Origin of the sequence: Amycolatopsis speibonae (assembly GCF_042647925.1) — a bacterium.
GTDB lineage: Bacteria > Actinomycetota > Actinomycetes > Mycobacteriales > Pseudonocardiaceae > Amycolatopsis > Amycolatopsis speibonae.
Map to the genome: position 1 here is coordinate 64737 of NZ_JBHRWK010000021.1, position 23134 is coordinate 87870.

General features: G+C 69.2%; 20 protein-coding genes and 1 pseudogene. 10 read left to right on the top strand and 11 right to left on the bottom strand.

The features are described from left to right. Positions 1–22 precede the first annotated feature (22 nt). From ACFOSH_RS15635 to ACFOSH_RS15655, 5 genes are read left to right on the top strand one after another with little or no spacing between them, the layout of a single operon-like run. Positions 23–934, top strand: a complete 912-nt coding sequence (locus tag ACFOSH_RS15635; RefSeq protein ID WP_378239600.1) for an ABC transporter ATP-binding protein — start codon at positions 23–25, stop codon at positions 932–934. Next, entirely contained in the window at positions 931–1662 is a 732-nt protein-coding gene (locus tag ACFOSH_RS15640; protein ID WP_378239601.1) for an ABC transporter permease, read from the top strand. Before ACFOSH_RS15635 ends, ACFOSH_RS15640 begins: the two co-directional genes overlap by 4 nt. Before the next feature lie 20 nt (positions 1663–1682). Beyond that, on the top strand, positions 1683–2312 hold the full coding sequence (locus tag ACFOSH_RS15645) for a hypothetical protein (RefSeq protein ID WP_378239602.1): 630 nt from the start codon (positions 1683–1685) through the stop codon (positions 2310–2312). Then, positions 2309–2632: a transcriptional regulator gene (locus ACFOSH_RS15650; protein ID WP_378239603.1), complete on the top strand. Its 324-nt coding sequence runs from the start codon at positions 2309–2311 to the stop codon at positions 2630–2632. The genes ACFOSH_RS15645 and ACFOSH_RS15650 overlap by 4 nt, the downstream gene beginning before the upstream one ends. Continuing rightward, on the top strand, positions 2619–3935 hold the full coding sequence (locus ACFOSH_RS15655; protein ID WP_378239604.1) for a DNA polymerase IV: 1317 nt from the start codon (positions 2619–2621) through the stop codon (positions 3933–3935). The genes ACFOSH_RS15650 and ACFOSH_RS15655 overlap by 14 nt, the downstream gene beginning before the upstream one ends. A gap of 25 nt (positions 3936–3960) precedes the next feature. Here the strand turns inward: ACFOSH_RS15655 and ACFOSH_RS15660 are convergent, their stop codons facing one another. The 5 genes from ACFOSH_RS15660 to ACFOSH_RS15680 form a co-directional block, all read right to left on the bottom strand. Then, positions 3961–5043 carry a glycoside hydrolase family 88 protein gene (locus tag ACFOSH_RS15660; RefSeq protein WP_378239605.1) on the bottom strand — a complete coding sequence of 361 codons (1083 nt, stop codon included), beginning with the start codon at positions 5041–5043 and terminating at the stop codon, positions 3961–3963. Between the two features lie 88 nt (positions 5044–5131). Next, entirely contained in the window at positions 5132–5779 is a 648-nt protein-coding gene (locus tag ACFOSH_RS15665) for a FadR/GntR family transcriptional regulator (RefSeq protein WP_378239606.1), read from the bottom strand. Beyond that, the gene (locus ACFOSH_RS15670) at positions 5776–6819 is read right to left on the bottom strand and encodes an ABC transporter permease (protein WP_378239608.1); all 1044 of its coding nucleotides are present in this window, start codon (positions 6817–6819) and stop codon (positions 5776–5778) included. Before ACFOSH_RS15670 ends, ACFOSH_RS15665 begins: the two co-directional genes overlap by 4 nt. Next, a complete protein-coding gene (locus ACFOSH_RS15675) occupies positions 6816–8360 on the bottom strand; it encodes a sugar ABC transporter ATP-binding protein (protein WP_378239609.1) in 1545 nt (514 codons plus the stop codon). The genes ACFOSH_RS15670 and ACFOSH_RS15675 overlap by 4 nt, the downstream gene beginning before the upstream one ends. 20 nt (positions 8361–8380) lie before the next feature. After that, positions 8381–9355 (bottom strand): substrate-binding domain-containing protein, encoded by a 975-nt coding sequence (locus tag ACFOSH_RS15680; protein WP_378239610.1) that lies wholly within the window; start codon positions 9353–9355, stop codon positions 8381–8383. A gap of 322 nt (positions 9356–9677) precedes the next feature. Between ACFOSH_RS15680 and ACFOSH_RS15685 the strand changes: the two genes are divergently transcribed. Next, the gene (locus ACFOSH_RS15685) at positions 9678–10847 is read left to right on the top strand and encodes a CapA family protein (RefSeq protein ID WP_378239611.1); all 1170 of its coding nucleotides are present in this window, start codon (positions 9678–9680) and stop codon (positions 10845–10847) included. A 72-nt stretch (positions 10848–10919) separates the two neighbouring features. Here the strand turns inward: ACFOSH_RS15685 and ACFOSH_RS15690 are convergent, their stop codons facing one another. Together ACFOSH_RS15690 and ACFOSH_RS15695 are read right to left on the bottom strand one after the other, a co-directional pair. Further along, positions 10920–11945, bottom strand: a complete 1026-nt coding sequence (locus ACFOSH_RS15690) for a family 2 encapsulin nanocompartment cargo protein polyprenyl transferase (protein ID WP_378239612.1) — start codon at positions 11943–11945, stop codon at positions 10920–10922. A gap of 30 nt (positions 11946–11975) precedes the next feature. After that, a pseudogene (locus ACFOSH_RS15695) lies at positions 11976–12218 on the bottom strand (Crp/Fnr family transcriptional regulator); the annotation flags it as partial. A gap of 474 nt (positions 12219–12692) precedes the next feature. Here ACFOSH_RS15695 and ACFOSH_RS15700 point away from each other — a divergent pair. Both ACFOSH_RS15700 and ACFOSH_RS15705 read left to right on the top strand, forming a co-directional pair. Then, the gene (locus ACFOSH_RS15700) at positions 12693–13457 is read left to right on the top strand and encodes a bestrophin-like domain (protein WP_378239613.1); all 765 of its coding nucleotides are present in this window, start codon (positions 12693–12695) and stop codon (positions 13455–13457) included. 4 nt (positions 13458–13461) lie between these two features. Continuing rightward, positions 13462–14706, top strand: a complete 1245-nt coding sequence (locus ACFOSH_RS15705; protein WP_378239614.1) for a DUF6923 family protein — start codon at positions 13462–13464, stop codon at positions 14704–14706. A gap of 1 nt (position 14707) precedes the next feature. On the opposite strand, the gene ACFOSH_RS15710 is transcribed toward ACFOSH_RS15705, so the two are convergent. Further along, positions 14708–15730 carry an autoinducer 2 ABC transporter substrate-binding protein gene (locus ACFOSH_RS15710; protein WP_449224186.1) on the bottom strand — a complete coding sequence of 341 codons (1023 nt, stop codon included), beginning with the start codon at positions 15728–15730 and terminating at the stop codon, positions 14708–14710. A gap of 263 nt (positions 15731–15993) precedes the next feature. On the opposite strand from ACFOSH_RS15710, the gene ACFOSH_RS15715 reads away from it, so the two are divergent. Continuing rightward, positions 15994–16437, top strand: coding sequence for a DUF4396 domain-containing protein (locus tag ACFOSH_RS15715; protein ID WP_378239663.1), 444 nt, complete (start codon positions 15994–15996; stop codon positions 16435–16437). Positions 16438–16576: 139 nt separating this feature from the next. On the opposite strand, the gene ACFOSH_RS15720 is transcribed toward ACFOSH_RS15715, so the two are convergent. The 3 genes from ACFOSH_RS15720 to ACFOSH_RS15730 form a co-directional block, all read right to left on the bottom strand. Then, entirely contained in the window at positions 16577–17806 is a 1230-nt protein-coding gene (locus ACFOSH_RS15720; RefSeq protein WP_378239664.1) for a glycoside hydrolase family 88 protein, read from the bottom strand. A 165-nt stretch (positions 17807–17971) separates the two neighbouring features. Beyond that, positions 17972–19207 carry a hypothetical protein gene (locus tag ACFOSH_RS15725; protein WP_378239617.1) on the bottom strand — a complete coding sequence of 412 codons (1236 nt, stop codon included), beginning with the start codon at positions 19205–19207 and terminating at the stop codon, positions 17972–17974. Between the two features lie 133 nt (positions 19208–19340). Next, a complete protein-coding gene (locus ACFOSH_RS15730) occupies positions 19341–22292 on the bottom strand; it encodes an AfsR/SARP family transcriptional regulator (protein WP_378239618.1) in 2952 nt (983 codons plus the stop codon). Positions 22293–22435: 143 nt separating this feature from the next. Here ACFOSH_RS15730 and ACFOSH_RS15735 point away from each other — a divergent pair, with 143 nt between their 5' ends. Beyond that, entirely contained in the window at positions 22436–23092 is a 657-nt protein-coding gene (locus tag ACFOSH_RS15735) for a hypothetical protein (protein WP_378239619.1), read from the top strand. Positions 23093–23134: the final 42 nt, after the last annotated feature.

The following is a 23134-nucleotide window of genomic DNA, read 5'->3' on the forward strand; positions in this document are numbered from 1 at the left end:
GAGTGCTCGAAGGGGGAAAGTCATGGCGGACGCGTTCAGCCTCGAAGGGCTCGTGAAGCGCTTCGGTGACGTCCTGGCCGTCGACGACGTCAGCGTGCGGGTCGCACCGGGGGAGGTGGTGGCGCTGCTCGGGCCGAACGGTGCGGGCAAGTCCACCACGATCGACATGCTGCTGGGCCTGACCAGGCCGGACGCGGGTCAGGTGCGGGTCGCCGGGCTCAGCGCGGCCGAGGCGATGGACCGGGGGATGGTCGGCGCGATGGCGCAGAACGGGACGCTGCTCAGGGACGCCACGGTCGCCGAACTCGTCGGCCTGTTCGCCTCGCTGCACCGGGACCCGCTGCCGACCCGCGAGGTGCTCAAGCGCGCCGGCGTCACCGAGTACGCGAACCGCCGCTGCGGGAAGCTCTCCGGTGGCGAGCAGCAGCGGGTGCGGTTCGCGCTCGCGCTGGTCGGCGATCCGGATCTGCTGGTGCTCGACGAGCCGACGGCGGCCATGGACGTCGACGGACGGCGCCGGTTCTGGGCGTCGATGCGCGAGTACACCGAGACTGGCCGGACGGTCCTCTTCGCGACGCATTACCTCGCCGAGGCGGAGGACTATGCGGATCGCGTCGTGCTGATGCGGCACGGCGGGGTCGTCGCGGACGGGCCGGTCGGCGAGGTCCGGGCCGCGGTCGCGGGCCGGGTGCTGCGGGCCGTCGTCCCGAATGCCACCCGAGACACCGAAGCCGCGCTCGCCGCGTTACCCGGGGTTTCGCGCGCGGTGCTGCGGGCCGGGCACGCGGAGCTGAGCTGCGCCGATTCCGACGCCGCCATCCGCGGTCTGCTGCGCGAGTTCCCGCTCGCCGCGAACATCGAAATCACCGCCGTGGGACTGGAAGAAGCCTTCATCGCGCTGACGGCCGACGTCGAAGAGGGAGCCTCGAGATGAACCTGAACTACCTCGCGCTGGAGATCAGGCGCATCGTCCGCAGCCCGCAGTTCGCGCTGTTCACCATCGGCATGCCCCTGGCGATGTTCCTGTTGTTCGGCGGCATCTTCGGCGCCCAAGAGATCGCTCCGGGGATCTCGACCGCGACGGTGACCATGGTGAACATGGCCGCGTACGGCGCCATGACCGCCGCGCTGTTCACCGGCACCCGCGTCGCCACCGAACGCTCCGACGGCTGGCAGCGCACTCTGCGACTCACGCCGATGCGAGCGCCGGGCTATCTGATGGTCAAGGTGTCGGCGGGCTTGTTCGTCGCGCTGCCCGTGCTGCTGGTGATCTTCGCGGCCGGGATGATCCGCGGAATCCGGCTCGAAACCGGCCAGTGGCTGACGATCTTCGGCGCGCTGTGGCTCGGAGCGCTGCCCTTCGCGGTGCTGGGCCTGATGATCGGCCTGTTCGGCAAGGGCGACACCGTCCAGGCCGTGACCGGCGCGCTGATGCTGCCGCTGGGCATGTTCGGCGGGCTGTGGATCCCGCTGCAGATCCTGCCCGGCTGGATGAACACCGCCGGGCACCTCATGCCGACGTACTGGCTCGGCGAGATCGGCCGCGCGCCGGTGCTCGGCGGCTCGGGCATGCTGACCGCCGCCGGAGTGCTCGCGGCGTGGCTGGTGGTGCCCGCGCTCGTGGTGATGGCGCGGTTCCGGCTCGACACGGCCAGACTGTGAGCGCGTGTTAGCTTTCCGAGGTGGTGGAGGATGAGCACGACGACGACGCCAGGCCGATGACGCCCGAGGAGTCGCTCGCGCTCATCGCCAGTCAGTCGGAGAAGACCCGGCGCGAGATCGGGCCGAATCCGGCCGTGCTGCTCGCCGTCTGGGGACTGGTGTGGCTGTTCGGTTTCGGGCTCATCTACGTTTCCGCGCCGCCCACCGCCCTGACGCCGATGTGGGTCGCCGCGGCGATCACCATCGCCGGTTTCGCCGGGGCCATGGCGTACTCGGCGATCTACGGCATCCGCGCGGGCCGCGGCGTGCGCGGGCCGTCCCGGCTCGTCGGGGCGATGTACGGCTGGAGCTGGATGATCGCGTTCGGCGGGCTGACGGTGGTGAACACCGCGCTGATCCGCCTCGGCCTCGACGTCGACCTGATCCCGTTGCTGTGGTCCGGGACCTCGCTCATGCTGACCGGCCTGATGTACCTCGCCGGCGGGATGCTGTGGCAGAGCAAGCTGCAGTACGGCCTCGGCGTGTGGATCATCGCGTGCGGCGCGGCGAGCGTGCTGGCCGGGGGACCGCACAACTTCCTCGTCCTGAGCCTCGCGGGCGGCGGCGGCTTCCTGGTGGCGTCACTGGTGTTCCTGGTGCGTTCGCGATGAGCGAAGACGGGCTGCCCCAGCTCGATCCGGTGATCCACGCGCAGGCACGGCTGCGGGTCACCGTGGCGCTGTCGAGCCTGGTGCCGGGGGACCGCATCACTTTCCCGCGGCTGCAGCAGCTGCTGGACATGACGCCGGGCAACTTGTCGACACACCTGCGCAAACTCGAGGACGCCGGCTACGTCGAGATCACCAAGGCCTTCGAGCATCGCACGCCGGTGACGCTGGTCGAGCTGACCACACGGGGCCGGGCCGCGTTCGAGGAGTACACGAAGGCCCTGCACCGTCTTCTCGAGGTGCCGGGCGATGGGCGGGCATGACCGGTGGGTCATCCACCTCGACATGGACGCGTTCTACGCCTCCTGTGAACAGCTGACCCGGCCGACCTTGGCCCACCGTCCGGTACTGGTGGGCGGCGCGGGCCCGCGCGGCGTGGTCGCGGGGGCGAGCTACCAGGCGCGCGAACACGGGATCAAATCGGCGATGCCGATGTCGCAGGCCCGGCGGTTGCTGCCGCCCAACGGGGTCATCCTGCCGCCTCGGTTCAAACTGTACGAACTGCTGAGCACCCAGGTGTTCGACCTCGTCGCCGGGTACGCGCCCGTGCTGGAACGGATCTCGCTCGACGAGGCCTTCGCGGAACCGCCGTCGCTGGCCGGGGCCTCGTCGGACCAGGTGCGGGAGTTCGGTACCCGCCTGCGGGAGCACATCCGGTCCGAGATCGGCCTGGTGGCGTCGATCGGGGCGGCGTCGGGGAAGCAGGTCGCGAAGGTCGCGTCGGATCTGGCGAAACCGGACGGGCTGCTCGTCGTCGACCAGGGCACCGAACGCGATTTCCTCGCGCCGCTGCCGACCAGGGTGCTGTGGGGGATCGGCCCGGTGGCGGAGGGGAAACTGCGCGCGATCGGCGTCCGGACGCTGGGCCAGCTGACCGCGCTTTCCGACGCCGACGCGGTGTCCACTTTGGGCAGTGTGGTCGGCCGGGACCTGCGGCGTCTCGCGACCGGCGTCGACGACCGGCCGGTGTCCGACCGCGCGGAGCTCAAACAGGTCAGCGCGGAGACGACCTTCGACCGGGACCTGATCGACCTGGCGAGCCTGCGGCGCGAGGTCCGCGACCTCGCCGTCCACGCGCACAAACGGCTCGTCAACGCCGACAGGGTCGCGCGGACGGTGGTGGTGAAACTCCGGCACACCGACTTCAGTACGGTGACGCGTTCGGAGACGATGGTTTCGGCCACCGACGAATTCGACCAGCTCGCCTCGATGGCGGAGCGGCTGCTGATCGACCCGACCGAGTTCGGCGGGGTGCGGCTGGCCGGGGTCGCGTTCTCCGGGCTTTCGGTGCCGCATCAGGATCCGCTGTTCACGCTTTCCGTCCCGGCGTCCGATGTGCCCGTGGTCGAGCGGGCGCCCGCGCCGGAGGTCGTCGTCTCCTCGACCTGGCGGCCCGGGAACGACGTGGTGCACGACGAGTACGGAAGCGGGTGGGTACAGGGCGCCGGGCACGGGCGGGTGACCGTCCGGTTCGAGACGCGGTCCAGTGGGCCGGGCGTCGCGCGGACCTTCCCGCAGGACGACCCGGCCCTACGCCGAGGCGATCCCTCCGACTGCCTCACTTGACTCCGCATCCAGAGGACGAAACGCGTCAGGAGCAGCCGGGGGTGAGGCGGGCGACTTGCTGTCCCGCGATCAGGAAGGCGCCGACGCCGTAGGCGCCCGTGTCATCGGCACGGGCGGGCCCGGGGCCGGAAGCGACAGGCTGCACGTACCCGAGGAAACCGTCCGCCCGCAGAGCCTTGGTGGACAACGCCTCCCAGGCACGATCGACGGTGCGCCGGTACTTGCCCGCGTCGAGGATCCCGGCGTTGACGCCCCACGCGAGCCCGAACGTGACCAACGCCGTCCCGCTGCTTTCCGGCCCGCCGTGGTTCCACGGCCGCAGCAGATCCGTGTTCCAGAAACCGTCCCGACGCTGCAGGAACCACAGCGTGTTCGCCATCTTCTTGAACACCCGCGTGTACTCCGGCCGTCGCGGGTCGTCGGAAGGCAGAACCTGCAACACCTTCGCCAGCGCGGCGAGCGCCCAGCCGTTGCCGCGCGACCAGTAGGCGTCGCTGCCCGCGTCACGGCGCCAGAGCCCCAGACCGTCGTCGAACAGCTTCTTTTCCGCCGAGCGGAACAGTTTCTGCATCGCGGACAGGGTCGGCTCGCTGCCGTCCATCACGCCGATCCGCGCCAGCGAGGGCATCGCCATGTTCAGCGCGTCGACATAGTTCCAGTACGCCGTATGCCCCTGCTCCACGCTGGCGACCTCGTCGGCGACCCGCTTGCGGACGTCGGCGATCACCGGCGCGTCGGGATGGAAGGAGTACAGATCCAGGTACGCCTCGCCGGCGGCCTGGAAATCGGGGAAGAACGGCCGCGCCGGATCGCTTCGCAGCAGGTACTTGTTGTCTTGCGCCCATGGAAGTGTCTTGTGGTTCGAGACGCCCGTCGTCCGCACGAGCGCGAGGTTCCCGACGTGGAAGGTGCCGTTCTGCCACGAGTTCGCCGCGAGGTCCGTCCCGTTTGCGACCCAGTAGTCGCCCGCCGCGATCATCGACTTCGCCACGGAGCACTGTTCGGCGGCGACAGCCGAAGGCACGGCCACCAGACTCGCGCCGAGTGCCGCCGCGCCGAGTGTCGTCGCGGCGAGCACCGTGACCCGGCGAATTCCGGGGAAACGCATGAAGCGTCCTCCTCAAGCACTTCGCGGCGGCGGTGAGCCTCCGTGCCCGGAAACCCGGAATCGAGAATGGTGTGTACCACTCAGGGTGTCAAGATGCCGGTGAGCGGTACGGCACAACGGTTTCCAGCAACCGGCGCGACGCGGACTCCGCGCCGTCCGCGTCCTTTCCGAGCACCGTCGCCACCACGAGCGCATGGGCCGCGAGCACGTCGTCGCCGGGAACCTCTTCGAGCGCCGCGACGACCGGAACGTGCAGTTGCGCGATCAAAGGGTTGCCGGACGCGCGAAGCAGGGCCGCGTGGTAAGCCCTGTCGGCCTCCCGGAACGCCCGAAGATCGGGAGCGTCGGCCATCAGCCCGTACGCCGCGACGAGGACCCCGAGTTCGTCCGGGCGACGGTGCCACGCGGCCATTCTCGCCGCCTGCGGTTCGATCGCCAGCCGCAGTTCGAACAGTTCCGCCAGATGCCGTGAGCGATCGGGTCCGGCGACCCGCCAGGCGATGACGTCCGGATCGATCGCGTCCCAGTGTTCCGGCGGCCGCGTCCAGGTACCGACCCGCGGCCGCGCCGTCACCATGCCCTTGGATTCCAGTACCCGCAACGCTTCCCGCACCATCGTGCGCGACGCGGAGAACCGGCGCCCGAGGTCTTCCGGCACGATCGGCTGCCCGGCCCCGAAGACACCGGCGACGATCAGCCTGCCCAGTTCGTCGACGATCCGGGCATGTCGGGTCATACGGGCAGGCCGACCCGACGTTCCCCGCCGCGGACCTGCTGGAGCACGACGGCGACGACGAGCAGTGTCCCGGTGGCCATGTTCTGCCAGAAGGGGTTGACGCCGAGCCCGGACATCCCGTTGTTGAGCACGCCCAGGATGATCACCGCCAGCACGGTGCTGATGATGGATCCCTTGCCGCCCTTGAGCATCGTGCCGCCGAGCGCGGCGCCGGTGACGGCCAGCAGTTCGAGCCCTTCGGAGCCGGACGTCGGCTGCCCGGACCCGGTGCGCGCGGTGATCAGCAGTCCCGCGATCGCCGCGACCACCCCGACCAGGGCATACACACCGATGATGTAGCGGTTGATGTTGATCCCGGCCAGCCGGGCGGCGGTGTCGTTGCCGCCGATCGCGTAGATGTTGCGGCCGATGTCGGTGTAGCGCAACAGGAAGTGCAGTACCGCCGCGACGGCCAGGAACACCCACACCAGCGTCGGCAGCCCGGCGATGGATCCCTTCGCCAGGAAGATGAACAGGTCGTCGGCGCCGGTGTAGCCCTGCGCCTTGCCGTCCGAGATCACCTGCGCGATACCCTTGTACGTCGCCAGCATCGCCAGCGTCGCGACCACCGGGTTGACCCGGCCGAAGATGATGATCATGCCGTTGACCAGGCCGCACACCACGCCGACGCCGATCGCGGCCAGCGTCCCGACCGCCGAACTCCCGGTCGAGGTGAACACCATCGCCGACACCACCGACGCGAGCCCGGCCATCGAGCCGACCGAGATGTCCAGCGCGCCGAGGATGATCACCAGGGTCTGCACGAGCGACAGCAGGCCCATGATGGTGATCGCGCTGCCGATCAGCAGCAGGTTGTTGGTGAGGAGGAAGTTCTCGTTCAGCGAGCTCATCAGGATCACCAGCGCGATCAGGGTGAGCAGCAGGCTCGAGTTCTGCACGCCGATCGCGGTCAGCACCCGCCGGGCGGGGGAGACCCGCTCGGTCTCCGCGGCGGCGGAGTCGGCCCGTTCTTCGGATCCGGTGCGCGTGGGGGTGCTCACGAGGCGATCTCCTGGTCTTCTTCGGCGGCGGGTTCGGTGGCGGGGATGGCCAGGGTCAGCACGGCTTCCTCGGTCGCGTCGTCGCGGCCGAGTTCCCCGGCGATCCGGCCCGCGCGCAGGACGACGATCCGGTCGGCGAGGCTCAGCACCTCGGGCAGATCGGACGAGATCACCAGCAGCGCGATGCCTTCGGCGGCGAGGCCGTCGATGATCCGGTAGATCTCGGCCTTCGCGCCGACGTCGACACCGCGCGTCGGCTCGTCGAGGATCAGCAGTTTCGGCCGCCGGGCGAGCCAGCGGGCCAGCACGGTCTTCTGCTGGTTGCCGCCGGAGAGCTTGCGGACCTCCTGCTCCATCGACGGCGTCCGCACCCGCAGTTCGCGCACGTATTCGTCGACGAGTTCACGTTCTTTGGCCCGCCGCACCACCCGGAACCGGCGCAGGCGGTCCAATACCGCGATGGAGACGTTGTCCCGCACGGATCGCTGCATCAGCAACGCGTCGGTCTTGCGCTCCTCCGGCGCGAACCCGATCCCCGCCTTGACCGCGTCGCCGGGAGTGCGGGCACGCAACGGTTTCCCGTCCAGTTCCACGGTTCCCGAGCGCACCGGCAGGTCGCCGACGATGGCGTGCGCGAGTTCCGAACGCCCGGCGCCGACCAGCCCGGCGAGGCAGACGACCTCCCCGGCGCGGACCCGCAGGGAGATGTCCGTGACGTCGTCGGTGGTGACCCGGTCGAGCCGCAGCACGACCCGGCCGGTCTCCTGCGCGGTCCGGCGCTCCAAAGTGGACAGATCGCGGCCGATCATCATGCGCACCAGCCGGCCTTCGTCGGTGGCCGCCGCGTCCTCCACGCCGATCAGCTTGCCGTCGCGCAGCACCGCCACGCGGTCCGCGAGCTGGAAGATCTCCTTCATCCGATGGGAGACGTAGACGACCGCCACCCCGCTGTCGCGCAGCCGCCGGATCAGCGCGAACAACGCGTCGACCTCGTGCTCGGACAGCGACGACGTCGGCTCGTCGAACGCGATCACCTTCGGCGGTGTCGCGGCGGTGAGCACCCGCAGGATCTCGACCAGCTGCCGTTGCGCGGCGGACAGCTTGCTCCCGAGCGTCGAGGGCTGCAGCACGCCCTCGAACCCGTACTCCCGCAACGCCTCCACCGTCATCCGGTGCAGGGTCCGCCGGTTGACCAGCCGCCCCCGCGCGGGCAGTTCGCCGACGAAGACGTTCTCCGCCACCGAAACGTGCGGGATGATCTCCGGCTCCTGGTAGATCACCCGGACCCCGGCGGCCATCGCGGCCCGCGGGCTGTCGAACGTCACGGGATCGCCGCCGAGAAGCAGCCGGCCGTCATCGGGACCGTGGTCACCGGACAGCACCCGCAGCAAGGTGGACTTGCCGGCGCCGTTCTCGCCCATCAGCGCGAGGACCTCGCCGGGCCGGAAGTCCAGGGTGACGCCGTCGAGCGCCGTCACCCCGGAGAACCGTTTGCTGATCCCTTCGGCGGTCAGCACCGCCGCGGGTTCGGATGTGGCCATGGAAACGCCTCCACGCGGGATCAGATGCAGTTGACGCCGGCCTGCTTGTAGTTGTCCTTGGTGACGATCTGGGTCTTCGCGATCGTCTCCGGGGGCAGCTCCTTGGAGTTCTTCACCTTGTCCACGAGCAGTCCGATCGCGGTGCGGCCGACCTCGGCGCCGGAGATGAACAGCGCCGACTTGTTGCCGGTGTCCTTGCCCGCGGCCCAGTCCTTGCAGGTCAGGTACGCGCCGAGGCCGACGCCGATGATGTCGTTCGCGGGGACGCCCGAGTTCGCCAGCGCGGTCACGGCGCCGGTCTCGTTCTCGTCGTTGCAGCCCCAGACCACCCAGTGCTTGACGCCCGGGTTCGAGCCGATCACCGCGCCGGTGCGGTTCTGCGCGTCCACCGGGGTGTTGTCGGTGCCGACCTCGATCACCGGGACCGGAGCTCCGCTGTTTTGATCAGACAGAGTCTTGTCGAACGCGGCCTTCGCCGCCGAGACGCGGTCCGAGCACACGGTCAGGTCCTGCTTGTAGGCACTGATGATCTTGGTGTCGGCCGCGGTCCAGCCCGCCGCCTTGAACAGCTTCGCGGCTTCCTTGCCGACCGAATCGCCCATCTGGGAGCCGTTGAAGCCGACGAACGGCGACTTCGTCCCGCCGCCGTCCTTGATCACGTCGTCGGAGGCGAGGATCGGGATGCCCGCACTCTTGGCCTTGTCGAGCACCTGCGGGCCGATGGCCTGGTCCGGGACGACGATCGCGATGCCGTTGGCGCCCTGGGCGAGCGCGGCGTCGAGTTCGGTGATCGCCTTGTTGGCGTCCTGCCCGAGGTTGACGACCTTGAGTTCGACGCCCAGTTCCTTCGCCTTCTCCTGCGCGCCCTGCGCCTGCTCGACGAAGTACTGCTGATCACCCTGTTTCTGCAGGTAGAAGAGGGTTGCCTTGCCGCTCGCGGGAGCCTGCTGCTGGGGCGCGGCGGTTTCTTTTCCGGACGAGCAGCCGGTCAACACGACACCGGCAATCAAACAAGAACCAACAATGCACCAGGGCAGGTACCTGTGCGAAGCTGTGGACATCGAATGCTCCCAGGACGAAGCGGAAGAGTGTGACTCGTATTACTAAACACTCTTACGGGTGACGTCAAGGCGCGATTGAGTCACGGCGGACGGCTGTGGTCGTACTAATCGCCTGTCGGGGCCTGGTTGGCCGACGAGCGATCCTGGTGAACTTGTCCGAAGTTTGTCCGATCGATCTTGTTGACTTTGGTTGAGTGTCATCCCCGATGGGCGTAAGGCAGGATGAACAAGACAAGTCACCCGATCGAGGGAACCGATGTTCAGCTCCCGCGCCCGCAAGACCAGCGTCCGTCAGTCCAGTGCTCGAAGAACCGCCGCCCTCTTCGGCGCCGCCCTGCTGCTCGCCGCGTGCAGCGCCGCCCCCGAGCAGCAGCAGCCTCCCGCCGCGTCCGAGGCGCCGCGGTCACAATCACAGGCGAGCCAGGCGCCGGACGGATCGTTCACCGTGGTCGCGACCGGGGACGTGCTGATCCACCCCGCGCTGACCGACCAGGCCAAGGAAGACGGCAAGGGCGAGATCGACTACCGGCCGCTGCTGGCCGGGATCAAACCGCTGATCTCCGGCGCGGACCTCGGCATCTGTCACCTCGAGACCCCGCTCGCGCCGAAGGGCGGGCCGTACAGCGGGTACCCGTCGTTCAGTGCTCCGCCCGAGATCGTCGACGCGCTCAAGGACACCGGGTACGACAACTGCTCGACGGCGTCCAACCACACGATCGACCAGGGCGTGGACGGCGCGACGCGGACACTCGACAAACTCGACGAGGCGGGGATCAAGCACACCGGCTCGGCACGGTCCGCCGAAGAGGCGAAGAAGCCGCTGATCGTCGACGTCAAGGGCGTCAAGGTCGCCCAGATCTCCTTCGCCTACGGGTTCAACGGGATCAAGGTGCCATCGGGGAAACCCTGGCTGGTCAACCAGATCGACGCCGAAGACGTGATCGCCCAGGCCAAGGCCGCGCGGAAGGCGGGCGCGCAGGTCGTCGTCGCCAGCCTGCACTGGGGCACCGAGTACCAGCACGACGCGACCGCCGAACAGCGCTCACTGGCGAAGAAGCTCCTCGGGGACGACTCGATCGACCTGATCATCGGCCACCACGCGCACGTCGTGCAGCCCTTCGAGCAGATCAACGGCAAGTGGGTCGCCTACGGCCTCGGCAACAGCGTCGCCCGGCATTCGGAACCGAAGGGCTCGACCGAACAGGGCGCGGCCGCGCGGTTCCGGTTCGTGCGTGACGGCGAACGCTGGAAGGTCGACAAGGCCGAGTACGTCCCGACCCTGGTCCAGCTCGGCCCGCCGATCCGGCTGCTCGATCTGACCGCCGGGAAGGGCGGGGACGCCGGCGCGGAAGCGCTCAAGGCCACCGACGAGGTCGTTCTCGGCCGGGGTGCCGGTGAGCAGGGGCTGACCCGCCCCGGGCGCTGACCCCTTCGCTCTGACAGTGGGTGGGCCGGGCATTGAACTCCTCGGCCCACCCCTGCCTTTCCGCACCCGTCTTCAATATCGTCGCCGCACCACCAGTTTCGCGAGGGCCGCGAGCTCGGCGCCTGGGCGGGGCACCGGGTTCGAAACGGCGAGATGGTGCAGCGCGCCGGTCAGGAGCGCGTCGGCCTGCTCCTGGCTCCAAGTCCGGCCGCCCGCCCGTTCCACCAGCTCCGCCGCGTGGGGCAACTCCGCGGCGTCGAGGCTTTCCTTGCGGTACAAGACATCCAGCTCTCGCCCGGCTTCGGTCCCGGAGTGGAGCGCGGCCACCACCGGCAGGGACTTCTTCCGGTTGGAGAGATCCGAGTGGACCGGCTTCCCGGTCACCTCCGGATCGCCCCAGATCCCGAGGAGATCGTCGATGTGCTGGAACGCCAGCCCGAGTGCCCTCCCGTACTCGGTCAGCCGGTCGACCTGATCCTGCCTCCCTTCCCCGGCGAGCGCGCCGAGCGTGCAGGACGCCCCGAGCAACGCGCCGGTCTTCCCCTCGGCCATGCGTACGCATTCGGCGGTGTCGACGTCACCGCGTTCTTCGAACTTCAGGTCCGCGCTCTGCCCCTCCAGCAGGTCGATCACAGCGGTGCTCAGCACCCGCAGCGCGGTCTGCCCGAACGGGGCCAAGATCTCGAAGGCCCCGCACAGCAGGGCGTCCCCGGCGAGGATCGCGGCGCCCGTGCCGAAGACGGTCCAAGCCGTCGGGCGGTGCCGCCGGGTGGTGTCGCGGTCCATCACGTCGTCGTGCAGCAGGGAGAAGTTGTGCACCATCTCGAGGGCGACACCCACCGGGACGGCGACTTCGGCGTCACCGCCGACGGCCTGAGCGGACAACAGCGCGAGCGCCGGCCGCAGCGCCTTCCCGCCGTCCGAAGCGGACGGACGGCCGTGTTCGTCCCACCAGCCGAAGTGATAGCCGGCGATGAGCCGCATCGACTCGGGCAGTCCGTCGACGGCCTCGCGCAGCGCCGGATCGAGCAGATTCCGGCTCCAGGTCAGGACTTCGCCCGCGGGCCGGGCACCGGTGCGGATGTCGATGGTCGTCAACGGACTCCCCTTTCAGCCTTCGTGCCCGAGTTCGGCGAGGACCCCGAGGGCGGTCTCGTCCCCGTACACGCCGACGCCGATCTTTCCGTGCGCGATCAGGAAAATCCGGTCGGCCCGGTGACCGAACTCCGTCAGGGTGTCGCCGGGGGACAGTTCACGTGGGACCAACCGGCCGGCGAGCACCTCTTCGTCGCCGAAACCCCGCAGCGGCGGGAGTTCGCCCAGTTCCGGCGGGATCACCCGGACCTCGGCGCCGGTGGTGGTGGAAGTGACAGTCACTGAGAAATCCGCCCATCGTCATGGCGGGTATTCCGCCCTGGTGAACTGCTGTTCGCACAATTCGCGGATACCCATTCGAAGGGGCAGGCGCAAAGTCAACATAGCAAGCGGTAATGCCCTGACAAACAACTCGATCGGGTCTCCGGGGAGGTTCACCTGTTTGCCGACTGGGCCGCTCGCGTCGCTCCCGGCGGCCGTTCGGGCTACGAGGCTGCTCGAAATGTCGGTATATGGCCACGTTGGTGACTTCTCGTGGTGGATACTCACTCGGTCGTGAAGCCGTGCTCTCCGACTGGTGACGCGCCTTTCCGGCGCGTATCGGAATTCGTTTCGCCCTATGAGAAATTGGGCCGAGCCGGTGATGATCGACTGGCGCTCATCCGCCGCTTGTATGAATTGATTCAACCGGTCTTTTCCGCGTGCCGAAGTGTGAACTAGTTTCAGCAGTCATCGCAGGGAAGGAGTCGAATGGGTATTTACCTGACCGGCATCGCCTGGGTCGTCGGCGCGGCGGCCCTCGCGGGATTCGTCGGCTACCTCGTCCGCAAGTTCGGCTGGGACGAAGGGCGGCCCGACAACAATGACGCCGCCGGCCAGGTGTTCACCATCGTCGGCGGGCTGCACGCCGTCCTGGTCGCGTTCATCCTGATCTCCCTCTTCGACTCCGCGAGCGCGGCACGGGACGGCTCCTACCACGAGGCGGACAGCCTGGTCGCCGCCGTCTGGGCCGCCGATTCGCTGGGCACCGAGGTCAAGGACGAGGTCCGGAAGCTGAGCGCGGAGTACATCTCCACGGTCGAAAAGAAGGAGTGGCCGCAGATGGCGGGTGGCGGGGCCGCGGTCCCCGACCTCGGCTGGACGCAGCTGGACCAGTTGCGCAAGGCCGTCGACAAGGCCCCGTCGGACGACGACTGGATCCGCGAGCGCAAGGCCGAGGCGTCCACCCAGCTGTGGCAGGTCTACGAGGCCCGGCAGGCTCGGCTGAACGCGGTCGAGGGCGGCCGGGTCGGCGGCGTGGTCTGGTTCGCGCTCATCCTCGGCAGCCTGATCTCGGTACTGCTGCCCAACCTGTTCGGCGGCACCCGGCTGGCCGCGCACCTGGTCATCGTGTCCACGCTGGCCGGGACGGTCACGCTGCTGCTGTTCGCGATCTACCAGCTGCAGAACCCGTTCGGCGGCGGGGTGCGGATCCCGCCCGACGCGTTCACCTCCGCGCTGGCGAGGCTCGCTTGAGCCGGTGGGCACTGTGGACGGAGTGACGCGGGCGGCGGCGACGGCGGCCGTCGCCGGGCTGGTCGGCGCGTCGGCGCTGCTGGCCCCGATGGCCGCGCGGGCCGCCGAATCCTGCCTGGTGGTACAGGCGGAAACCGGGTCGTCCGGGAAGTCGAAGCTGCGCTGGCTCGACGTCGGTTCGGGGACCACGTCGAGAGTGACCGATCCGGGGTACCGGCTCAACGCGCTCGGCTACTCCGCGACACGGGACCTGGTCTTCGGTGTCGCCGAAGGACTCAGCCGGGGCGCGCACGCGGTGACGATCGACCGTGACGGGAGCACCCAGGACCTCGGCCCGATCACGCGCGCCGGGAACCGGCTGCCGGTGTGGAGTCCCGTCGCGGGGGTGACCGCGGGCGCGATCGGCGGGAACTCCTGGTACCTGCTCAGGAACGGCACGCTGTACACAGTGGACTTGACGCCGGGGGAGCGGTACCTGCGGGTGATCAGGACGGTGTTCCTGCGGCCGATCACGCTCGCCCACGACGTCAACGACTTCGCCTACCACAACGGACTGCTCTACGGCGTTTCCACCACCTGGCGCGGAAAAGGCGCCGTGATCACCATCGATCCGGCGTCCGGCAAGGTGCGCGAGGCCGAAGACGCCCGGTTCCCGCCCGCCGACGTCTACGGTTCCGTCGTGCTCGGCCGCGACGGCGCCCTGTACGCCACGGCGAACCGGATCGGCGGGCGCAGCGTGCTGTACCGCCTGGACCGCGGCGGGCAGGTGACCGAGGTGCGTTCGGGTCCGCCGTTGGCGGGTTCGGACGCCGCGGGCTGCCTCACCGCGCCCGAGCCGCCGAAACCGGAGCCGCCCAAGCCGACGCCCACTCCCACGCCGTCACCCACGCCCAGCCCGAACCCCACGCCTTCTCCCACGCCGGAACCGACTCCTGCTCCGACGCCCGGCCCGACTCCTACTCCGACGCCGTCGCCGTCGCCCAGCCCGGCCCCGAGCCCGTCGCCGAGTCCTAGTCCGACTCCGACGCCTTCGCCGAGTCCGACGCCCACACCCGCGCCCAAGGTGATCCCGCCGCCGCCCGTTCCCGCGCCGAAGCCGTCCCGTGCGGCCGCGCCCCTCGAACGGAAGGCTGCGGCGAAGACCGACTCGCACGCGCGTACGAAGGAGAAGCGGCGGTGGGGGCTGACCGCGCTGGTCCTGATCCTCGGCGGGGGAGCGGCGGCGGGCGCCGTCCGGCGGTCCCGGTGAGTCAGTACTTGAACTGGTCCACGTTCTCGCGCGTGATCAGCAGCGGATCGCCCAGCAGCACGGTCTTCTTGTCTTCCTCGTACTTGATCGCCGGGAGTTCGAGGTTGACCTTGTTCGACGGCGCGAGCCGCTTGCCCTGGGCGATCTGCTTGCCCGCCCAGGCGGTGAGGTAGCCGAGCGATTCGACGTTCCACAGCACCGAAAGCGACGCGGAACCGTCCAGCAGGTACGGCTTGATCGCCTGCGGGGTCCCGACGCCGACGGTGAAGACGCGGCCGATCTTCTGCTGCGAGCGGACCGCCTCGGCGACCCCGGGCGCGGACGTCGTGCACTCGCCGACCAGGCCCGTGAGATCCGGGTACTTGGTCATCAGGTTCTTGGCGAGAGTGGTGGCGTTCTCCTTGTTCTCGCCGGCGTAGACCGTCTCGACGAGCTGCGCGTTGGGATACTCCCTGGTGGTATAGGCACGCTGAACGGCGATCCACGCGTTGAGGTTCTCGGCGGTCTCGCCGCAGGAGACGATCGCGTACTTCCCCGCGCCGCCCATCTTCTTCATCAGGGCGTCGGTGAGTGCCTTGCCGATGCCGTCCGAGGTCGCCTGGTTGACGAAGAGCTCGCGATCGGTGCCCGGCGCGTCGGTGTCCGAAGTGATCACATGGACGCCCTTGGCCCGCGCTTCGGTGATCGCCGGCGCTATCGCCCTCGGATCGTTCGGGGCGATCGCGATGACGTCCACCTGCTGGTCGACGAGGCCACGCACGATCGAGACCTGCGCCGCGGGGTCCACCGTGGTCGGACCGGTCGAGGTCCATTCGACACCGAGCTGCTTGGCCGCGGCTTGTCCGCCGGTGCTCATCGCCTCGAAGTACGGGATGCCCGCGACCTTCGGCACGAACGCGATCCGGATCGGCTTGGCCGCCATTCCCGCCGGCGCTTGACCGTCGCAGCCGGTCAGCCCGAACACCATGCCCAAAACGAGCACAGTGGCCACAACGAGCGTCTTCGTCGGGCCTCGCATCTCCACCCCATAGTCACGGAATCATCTGAAACCAGCCGATCGGTCTGCGCGCGGTGGAGACCTCCGGCGAAACTAAGGTCTTCGGTTACCCCGGTCAACCGGATGAGCGCAAAGGGTTACGGAAGTGAGTTCATCGACCTGGGACGATTACCGCCTCGCCCTACCGAGGTGACGGTGAGCGATCGGGAGGCGCGGATCACCGTGCGGTATATACGGGTGGGGGGTATATTCCCCGCATGAACGAGACACGGTACGGAGCAAGCTGGTCTATGGCGGCGTCGGCGACCCTGCACTGCCTCACCGGCTGTGCGATCGGTGAGGTCCTCGGCATGGTGATCGGCACGGCGCTCGGCCTGCACAACGCGGGGACGATCGTTCTCTCGGTCGCGCTCGCCTTCGTCTTCGGTTACGCGCTGACCATGCGCGGCGTGCTGAAGTCGGGCCTCGCGTTCGGCGCCGCGCTCAAGGTGGCGCTGGCCGCCGACACCGTGTCGATCGCGGTCATGGAGATCGTCGACAACGGGGTCATGGTGGTGGTGCCGGGCGCCATGGACGCCGGGCTCGGAAGCCTGCTGTTCTGGGGTGCGCTGGCGTTCTCGCTGGCCGTCGCGTTCGTGCTGACGGTGCCGGTGAACAAGTGGATGATCGGGCGCGGGCTGGGTCACGCGAAAGTCCACGCGCACCACGGTGGCCACGAGGGTCATGCGCACTGAGGCGTCCGGTCGGGTCTCACGAGTCGCCTGAGGTCCGTGAAGGCCTCCTTCCCTACCTTCAGGGTAGGCAAGGAGGCCTTCACGGACCGGACCTGCGCTCGACCGCGGCTGGAATCCGGTCGGTAGAGGGCAAGGGGCGTCAGACGGTCGAGAGGTCGATAGCCTTCTCGATCTCCTTGGGCATCAGCACCCGCAGGAGGCCTTCGAGCAGGTAGTAGTCGCCGTAGGGCAACGAAACCTCGACACCGTCCTCGGCCGGACGGTTGCGCGTACCCCGCGCCACGATCGCCTCGGCGCGGGTGGACTTCGTGGTCAGGCAGGTGCCGCACAGCGCGGTGAGGATCCGGATCGCCGCCTCGCGGTACTGCGGCCGGTTCGCGACCTTCGCCAGGTCGAGCAGCCCGCACGCCATCACGGCGCCGGCGGAGGAGTCCTTGATGTCGTGCGGGGCCTGCGGCGCGAGGTAGTCCCACACCGGGACGTTGTCCGGGGTCAGGGCGTGGAGCGCGAAGTCGGCCAGGCGTTGCGCGGTCCGCAGGAACAGCGGGTCGCCGGAGCGCCGGTACATCGTGGTGAACCCGTAGATCGCCCAGGCCTGACCGCGTGACCAGCATGACGTCGGGCTGTAGCCCTGCACGGAGTTCGGGCCGATCTCGGCGCCCGTGGCCGGGTCGAAGTCGAAGACGTGCGGAGTCGAACCGTCCGGGCGCACGAAGACCCGTTCGGTGGTCTTCGCGTGCGAGACGGCGATGTCGAGGTACTTCCGGTCGCCGGTCTGTTCGCTCGCGAAGGTCAGCAGGTCGAGGTTCATCATCGTGTCGACGATGACCCGGCCGGCGTTGCCTGGGGTGCCGAGCGCGCCCCACGCCCGGATGAACTTCCCTTTTTCGTTGTATCGCTGAATGAGCGACGCGGCGGCGTTGAGCGCGCCGGTGCGCCATTTCTCGTCGCCGGTGAGCCGCCAGCCGGTCACCCAGGACGGGTAGAACAGGAATCCGAGGTCGTGATCGCTCGTCTCGTACTGGCGTGGCGCTAGCTTTTCCGCGGACGCCGCCGCGAGGGTCCGGAATCGCGGGTCGCCGCTGTAGAGCGAGGCGAGCCACAGGGTGCCCGGCCAGAAACCGCCGATCCAGCCGCCCTTGGCGGAATAGGTCCATTTCTCGAACCGGGTGATCTCCGGAAAGGTCGTCACGCCGGGTGCGACGGCTCGCAGTTTGGTCACCGCGTAGTCGGCCGTCCGGCGGAAAGTCCTTAGCCCGTCGGCTTCTTGCTCCGCCGCGGTAGCCGCACCGGCGGCCGGGGTGATCGCCGTCGCCGCGACGGCGGCACCGGCAGCGGTGGTCAGCAGGGTTCGCCGGGAAACGCTCACAATGCCCGCCATTCGTCAGTGGGAAATGCGTCACGGGAGTTTCGCACGACGATTACGCGCTTGTGAAGACCATTCATGGTTGTGAATAAAAGCGCCGTTCAGTGACACACGAAAAGGGCGAAGGCCCGGCGTTATGGGGTACGCCGGGCCTTCGCGATCAGGGGGTTACGAGCACTTCGGTGCGACAGGCAGGTCCGAGCCGGTCTGCAGGTAGGTGTCGGAGATGTAGTGTCCCGGGCCGATCCGGTCCCAGATGTTGCTGGTGCCGAACTTGCCGGTGACGGTGTCACCCTCGACGTAGCATTCGATGTTGACCTTCGCGTAGTTCGCCGCGAGGCCCTTGATCGCCGCGCTCGTGCTCGCCGACGCCCGGACGTTCATCGGGTCGCCCGCCGTGCTGACGACGCCGGTCGGGCCGGAGCCGGTCCACAGGTACGAGGCGTTGACCCAGCCGTTGTCCGACATCTTCAGGCCGTCCCAGAAGGTGCCGTCCGCGAGGTCGATACCCGCCGGGTTCGCGGGCTTGCGGCCGAACTCGTCCTTGCCGCCGTTGTAGCCGTCCTGGTACGCGGCCTGCGCCTCGGGCTTGCCCTGCGGCAGGTTCTTCCACATCTGGCGGGTGGCCGACGGGTTCCAGTAGTCGTCCTTGGTGTTCCACGGGCCGACGTCCCACACCGGCGCGTACTCGCAGCGGCTGTTGTCGGTGCGGCAGACCCGGACGGTGTAGTTGCCGGTGTTCTTCGGCGCGAGACCGCGGCCCGAAGGCAGGGCGACGAAGTGGTCGCGGGACTTGATCACGTGCCCGTTGGCGGTGGTGCCGCCGGGGAGACCTTCGCGGGTGGCGAAGACCTTGTACGTCAGCGGGGCCGCGGCCGCGCCGATCGCGTTGGCCTGCGGGCCGAGTTCACCCTGGAGGGTGACGTCGCTGACCTTCGCGGTCACGCCGTCGTTCAGGGTGCGCAGTCCGATGCGGACCTGGACCGTGGAGACCGAAGTGGACAGCTGGGCGGCGCCGCCTTCGGTAGGCGTCCACTCCGTCCAGTCGTTGGAGTTGAGCTTTCCGCGGACGTCGACCTCGACCTCGGTGCCCTTCGGCGCGTCGGCGGCCACCTGGGCGGTGACGCGGTTGACCGGCTTTCCGAGCTGCTGCTCGGCCAGCAGCAGGTAACCCTGGCTGCCGATGGAGTCGGGTTTTCTGTGCCAGGCGGCGTTTTCCAGGCTGAGCACGCCGCCGTCGCTGCGGACGTTGACGTCGTCGCCATCCACAGTGGACAGATCGGCGCGCCAGGTTCCTTCGGGCGCCGCGTTCGCGGGGCTGGCGGCCAGCGCGGTGACCGCCCCCGAAGCCAGCACAGCCAGCACGGCCGCCATCACGCGGCGGGCCTTCACGGTCCGGACCATTCCGGTCTCCCTTCGAGCACTCTCGGTTGCTATGAAGGGAGCTTCGCCGGGACCTGTACACGATCGATACAAACGCAAGTCGGCACCTGGTCGCGGAAGGTGGACCGCAACCAGGTGCCGACTTGCGAAAGGGTCAGGCGCTCGCGGAGCCGCCGTAAGAGGCTTCGGCGGACTCCTGCAACCGCGAAGCGAGCGCGGATTCCTGTGGCCGCGCGGAGAGTTCGCGCCACAACGCCAGCGCGCGTTCCGAATAGGTCCGCGATCGCTCGGGCTGGCTCAGCGCCTCGTGCAGTTCCCCGAGCAACTGCGAAACCTCGGCTTCGGACCGGCGGTCCCCGTTGCGCCGGTGCACGCTCAGCGAATTGACCAGCAGCAGTTGCGCGTGGGCCAGATCGCCGCTGTGCAGATACAGTTCGCCGAGGTTCTGGTTCGCGTAGCCGACACAATGGTCGTCGCCGAGTTCGTTGAAGATCGCGATGGCGCGGTCGACCCGTTCCCGCGCGCCCGCGAGGTTGCCCTGATGCTGCCGCAGCATCGCGAGCCGCTTCAACGCGTGCGCCTCCCGATGCCGGTCGCCGATGTCCGCCGACTGTTCGAGCGCTTCGGTGAACCAGCGTTCCGCGTCGGCGAACCGGCGCCGCGCCAGCCACACCGCGCCGATCGCGATCCGCGCGACGGCCTCACCGTGCGGATCGCCGGCCGCCGAGAACTGGTCGAGTGCGGCGTGACAGTGCTCCAGCGCGACGGCGTCCTCGCCCTTGATCCGCAGCACGGTGCCGAGCCCGGCCAGCGCGATCGCCGCTCCCCGCGCGTCGCCGATCTTGTCGAACAGCAGTTGCGACTGCTCGAACGCGATCAAGGCCTCGGCGTAACTGTCCTGGTACAGCTGGACCTGGCCGAGGTTGCGCTGGATGATCGCCTCCCCGTGGACCTCGCCGGACCGGCGGGCGGCGGCCAGCGCGACGGCGTGCGTGTGCAGCCAGTCGTCCTGGTGGCCGCGCTGGTCGAAGTACGGCGTCAGCGCGGCGGCGAGGCGCCAGGCCAGCGAGTCGAAGCCGAGGTCGGCGGCCAGTGCGACGGCGGCGACACAGGTGTGCCGCTCGGCGGCGAACCAGGCGGCCGGATCCTCGACCAGCTGCGCGGTTCCCGGCGGGAGGGCGGGCTGGACGGCCGTGTCGTCCCGGTAGAGCCCGAAGAAGTGGATCGGCATCCGGTCCGCGGCTTCGAGCGCGAGCGCGAGATAGCCCTCCAGGACCCGCTTCGTGGCGTCGTGCGCCTTCGCCGGGATGTCGTGCGCGCGCAGTTCGGCGGCGTAGCACCGCAGCAGGTCGTGCAGCCGATAGCGGGGCTCGCCGGTGCCGTCCGAGCCGATCAGGTCGACCAGGTGGGAGTCCACCAGCACGTCGAGGACGTCGTCCGCGTGCGCGCGGCCGAGCAGGGCCGCGACCACCCAGGCGGGGAACTGGACCGAGCCGAGCCCGCCCAGCCCGCGGAACGCGCTCGCCGCCGACATCGGCAGGAGGTCGTAGCTGAGCGTGACACTGGCGCGGACGGCCAGATCGCCGACGCGGAGTTCGTCGAGTCTTCGTCTTTCGTCCCGCAGTCTGTCCGCCAGCACGCGCAGCGTCCAGCCCGGCCGGTGAGTGAGCTTCGCCCCGGCGACCCGGATCGCCAGCGGCAGATACCCGCAGTGGCGCAGGATCGCGGCCGCGCTCTCCGGCTCGGCGGTGACCCTGTCGGTGCCGACGATGCCTTCGAGCAGCTTCGCGGCCTCGGCCTCGGGCAGGAGGTCGACGTCGACCGGGGTGGCCCCGGCCAGATCCGGCATCCGCACCCGGCTGGTGATCAGCACCGCGCAGGCGCCCGCGCCGGGCAGCAGCGGCCGGACCTGCGCCGCGCTGCCGGCGTCGTCGAGGACGACGCACAGCCGCATGGTCGCCAGCCGGGACCGCAGCAGCGCCGCGCGTTCGGGAAGATCACGCGGCAGTCCCGCGTCGGGGACGCCCAACGCGCGGAGCAACTCGGCGAGCACGGTCATCGGGGGCCGGGGCGAGGACGACGTCCCGGCGAGGTCGACGTGCAGCTGGCCGTCCGGGAAGTCCTCCCGGACCGCGTGCGCCACCCTGATCGCGACCGAGGACTTGCCGACGCCCGGCGCCCCCGAAAGCACCGCGATCGCGGGCTTCTCCCGTTCGCGGCGGTCGCGGAAGAGGCAGGCGAGCTCGCCGACCACTTCGTCGCGGCCGGTGAAGTCCGGCAGGTCCAGCGGCAGCTGGCAGACCGGGGTCATCGGCCGGGTGAGGGCGGCCGCCACGGCTTCCGGGGGCAGGGAGTGCGTCAAGACCAGTGAGGCCCGCAGTTCCCGCAGCCGCGGCCCCGGTTCGGTGCCGAGTTCGTCGGCGAGTACCTTTTCGGCCGTTTCGTAGGTCTCGATCGCGTCGGCCGTGCGGCCGTCGGCCCGCAACGCGACGATCAGCTGCTGCCAGAGTTCCTCGCGCAAGGGATGCTCGGTGACCAGGCCGCGCAGTTCGGCGACGGCTTCGGCGGTCCGGCCGAGTTCGATCCTCGCCCGCAACCGCTGTTCCTGTACCGCGAGCCGCGATTCCGTCAGCCGGGCCACGGTGGCGCCCCAGCCGTGGTCGTGGGGGAGTCCTTCGAGAACTTCTCCACGCCACAGCGCTTCGGCTTGGTCCAGCAGGTCGAGGGCGGATTCGGCCTCCCCGTGCCCGAGCGCGTCCTGCGCGCGGGCGGCCAGCTCGCCGAATCTGATGTGGTCGATCTCCCCAGGGGTGGCTTTGAGGATGTAGCCGGATGCCCGGCTGCCGATGCGTTCCCCCAGTCCGGGGTCGCGATCGGCGAGACGTTTGCGGAGTGAATGGACGTAGGTGCGGATGTTCGCCGCCGCGGAACGGGGAGCCGACGAGGGCCACAGGACCTCGATCAGCAGTTCCGTGGAGACGACGACGTTGGGTTGAAGCAGGAGAGCGGCGAGCAGCAGACGTGGTTTGGGGCCGCCGAGCGGCACCACCTGTCCGTCCACCGCCACTTCGAGCGGACCGAGAACGCGAAACCCGAGAATAGTCACCTAAACCGCCAATACGGCAGGAGCCCCATATCCGCCGATAATATTGCCGTCCCGCCATGGTTGGCTAGATCCATTCGCATGCATGTGCAGACGCCGGTCCGGTTTGTACGTGATGTGTACGACGCCGGTCGACGCTGGAAGCCATGAAGCGTTCAAGTGTCCGGCGGCTCGCCGGCTTCTTTCTCGTGCTGGCGACGGCGGGCGCCTTGGGCCTCGCCGGCGCGACTCCCGCGCTGGCCGCGGCCACCGGGACGGTGAAGACGGCGGGTGATCCGCTGAACGTGCGCCGCGCCCCGAGCACCACCTCGACCGCGGTGCGCACGGTGGCCAACGGCGCCGCGGTGACCATCGACTGCCAGACGATCGGGACCGAGGTCACCGGTCCTCTCGGCAAGACGACGTTGTGGGATTACGTCCCCGCGCTCGGCGGTTACATTTCCGACGGTTACGTCTACACCGGCTCGGATCAGCGGATCGCGCCCGACTGCGGGGTCGGTTCCGGCAGCGCCGAATGTTCCACCGGCGTCTGCGCCGGCGAGGGGCAGTTCCGCTCGTCGGACGCGCATTTCCTGGTCTACGACAAGGACGCCGACGGCAAGTCCGCCGTGGTCGCGTACTGGCTGAAGGGCGGCGCCGGGCCGTTCTACGTCTGGGCTTCCGGCGGTAACGGCACCCACGTCGACAAGGCCGTCCCGGTCGCGAAGGGATCGTGGGTCTATTACAAGGTCTGCGTCGCCAACGCCGCCGCGAATCCGGCGCTCGAAGCCTGCAGTGGCGGCCTCACCGATTACGCCGCGTGAAATCCCTCCCCGTTCTTTCCCCACTTCGAAAGGTTGAATTCT

Excerpts from the sequence above, each read along its gene's own strand:
- ACFOSH_RS15635 (WP_378239600.1), top strand. The coding sequence starts at position 23 with ATGGCGGACGCGTTCAGCCTCGAAGGGCTCGTGAAGCGCTTCGGTGAC.
- ACFOSH_RS15725 (WP_378239617.1), bottom strand. The coding sequence starts at position 19,207 with ATGGTCCGGACCGTGAAGGCCCGCCGCGTGATGGCGGCCGTGCTGGCT.
- ACFOSH_RS15735 (WP_378239619.1), top strand. The coding sequence starts at position 22,436 with ATGAAGCGTTCAAGTGTCCGGCGGCTCGCCGGCTTCTTTCTCGTGCTG.
- ACFOSH_RS15675 (WP_378239609.1), bottom strand. The coding sequence starts at position 8,360 with ATGGCCACATCCGAACCCGCGGCGGTGCTGACCGCCGAAGGGATCAGC.
- ACFOSH_RS15665 (WP_378239606.1), bottom strand. The coding sequence starts at position 5,779 with ATGACCCGACATGCCCGGATCGTCGACGAACTGGGCAGGCTGATCGTC.
- ACFOSH_RS15650 (WP_378239603.1), top strand. The coding sequence starts at position 2,309 with ATGAGCGAAGACGGGCTGCCCCAGCTCGATCCGGTGATCCACGCGCAG.
- ACFOSH_RS15700 (WP_378239613.1), top strand. The coding sequence starts at position 12,693 with ATGGGTATTTACCTGACCGGCATCGCCTGGGTCGTCGGCGCGGCGGCC.
- ACFOSH_RS15715 (WP_378239663.1), top strand. The coding sequence starts at position 15,994 with ATGGCGGCGTCGGCGACCCTGCACTGCCTCACCGGCTGTGCGATCGGT.
- ACFOSH_RS15685 (WP_378239611.1), top strand. The coding sequence starts at position 9,678 with ATGTTCAGCTCCCGCGCCCGCAAGACCAGCGTCCGTCAGTCCAGTGCT.
- ACFOSH_RS15640 (WP_378239601.1), top strand. The coding sequence starts at position 931 with ATGAACCTGAACTACCTCGCGCTGGAGATCAGGCGCATCGTCCGCAGC.
- ACFOSH_RS15655 (WP_378239604.1), top strand. The coding sequence starts at position 2,619 with ATGGGCGGGCATGACCGGTGGGTCATCCACCTCGACATGGACGCGTTC.
- ACFOSH_RS15660 (WP_378239605.1), bottom strand. The coding sequence starts at position 5,043 with ATGCGTTTCCCCGGAATTCGCCGGGTCACGGTGCTCGCCGCGACGACA.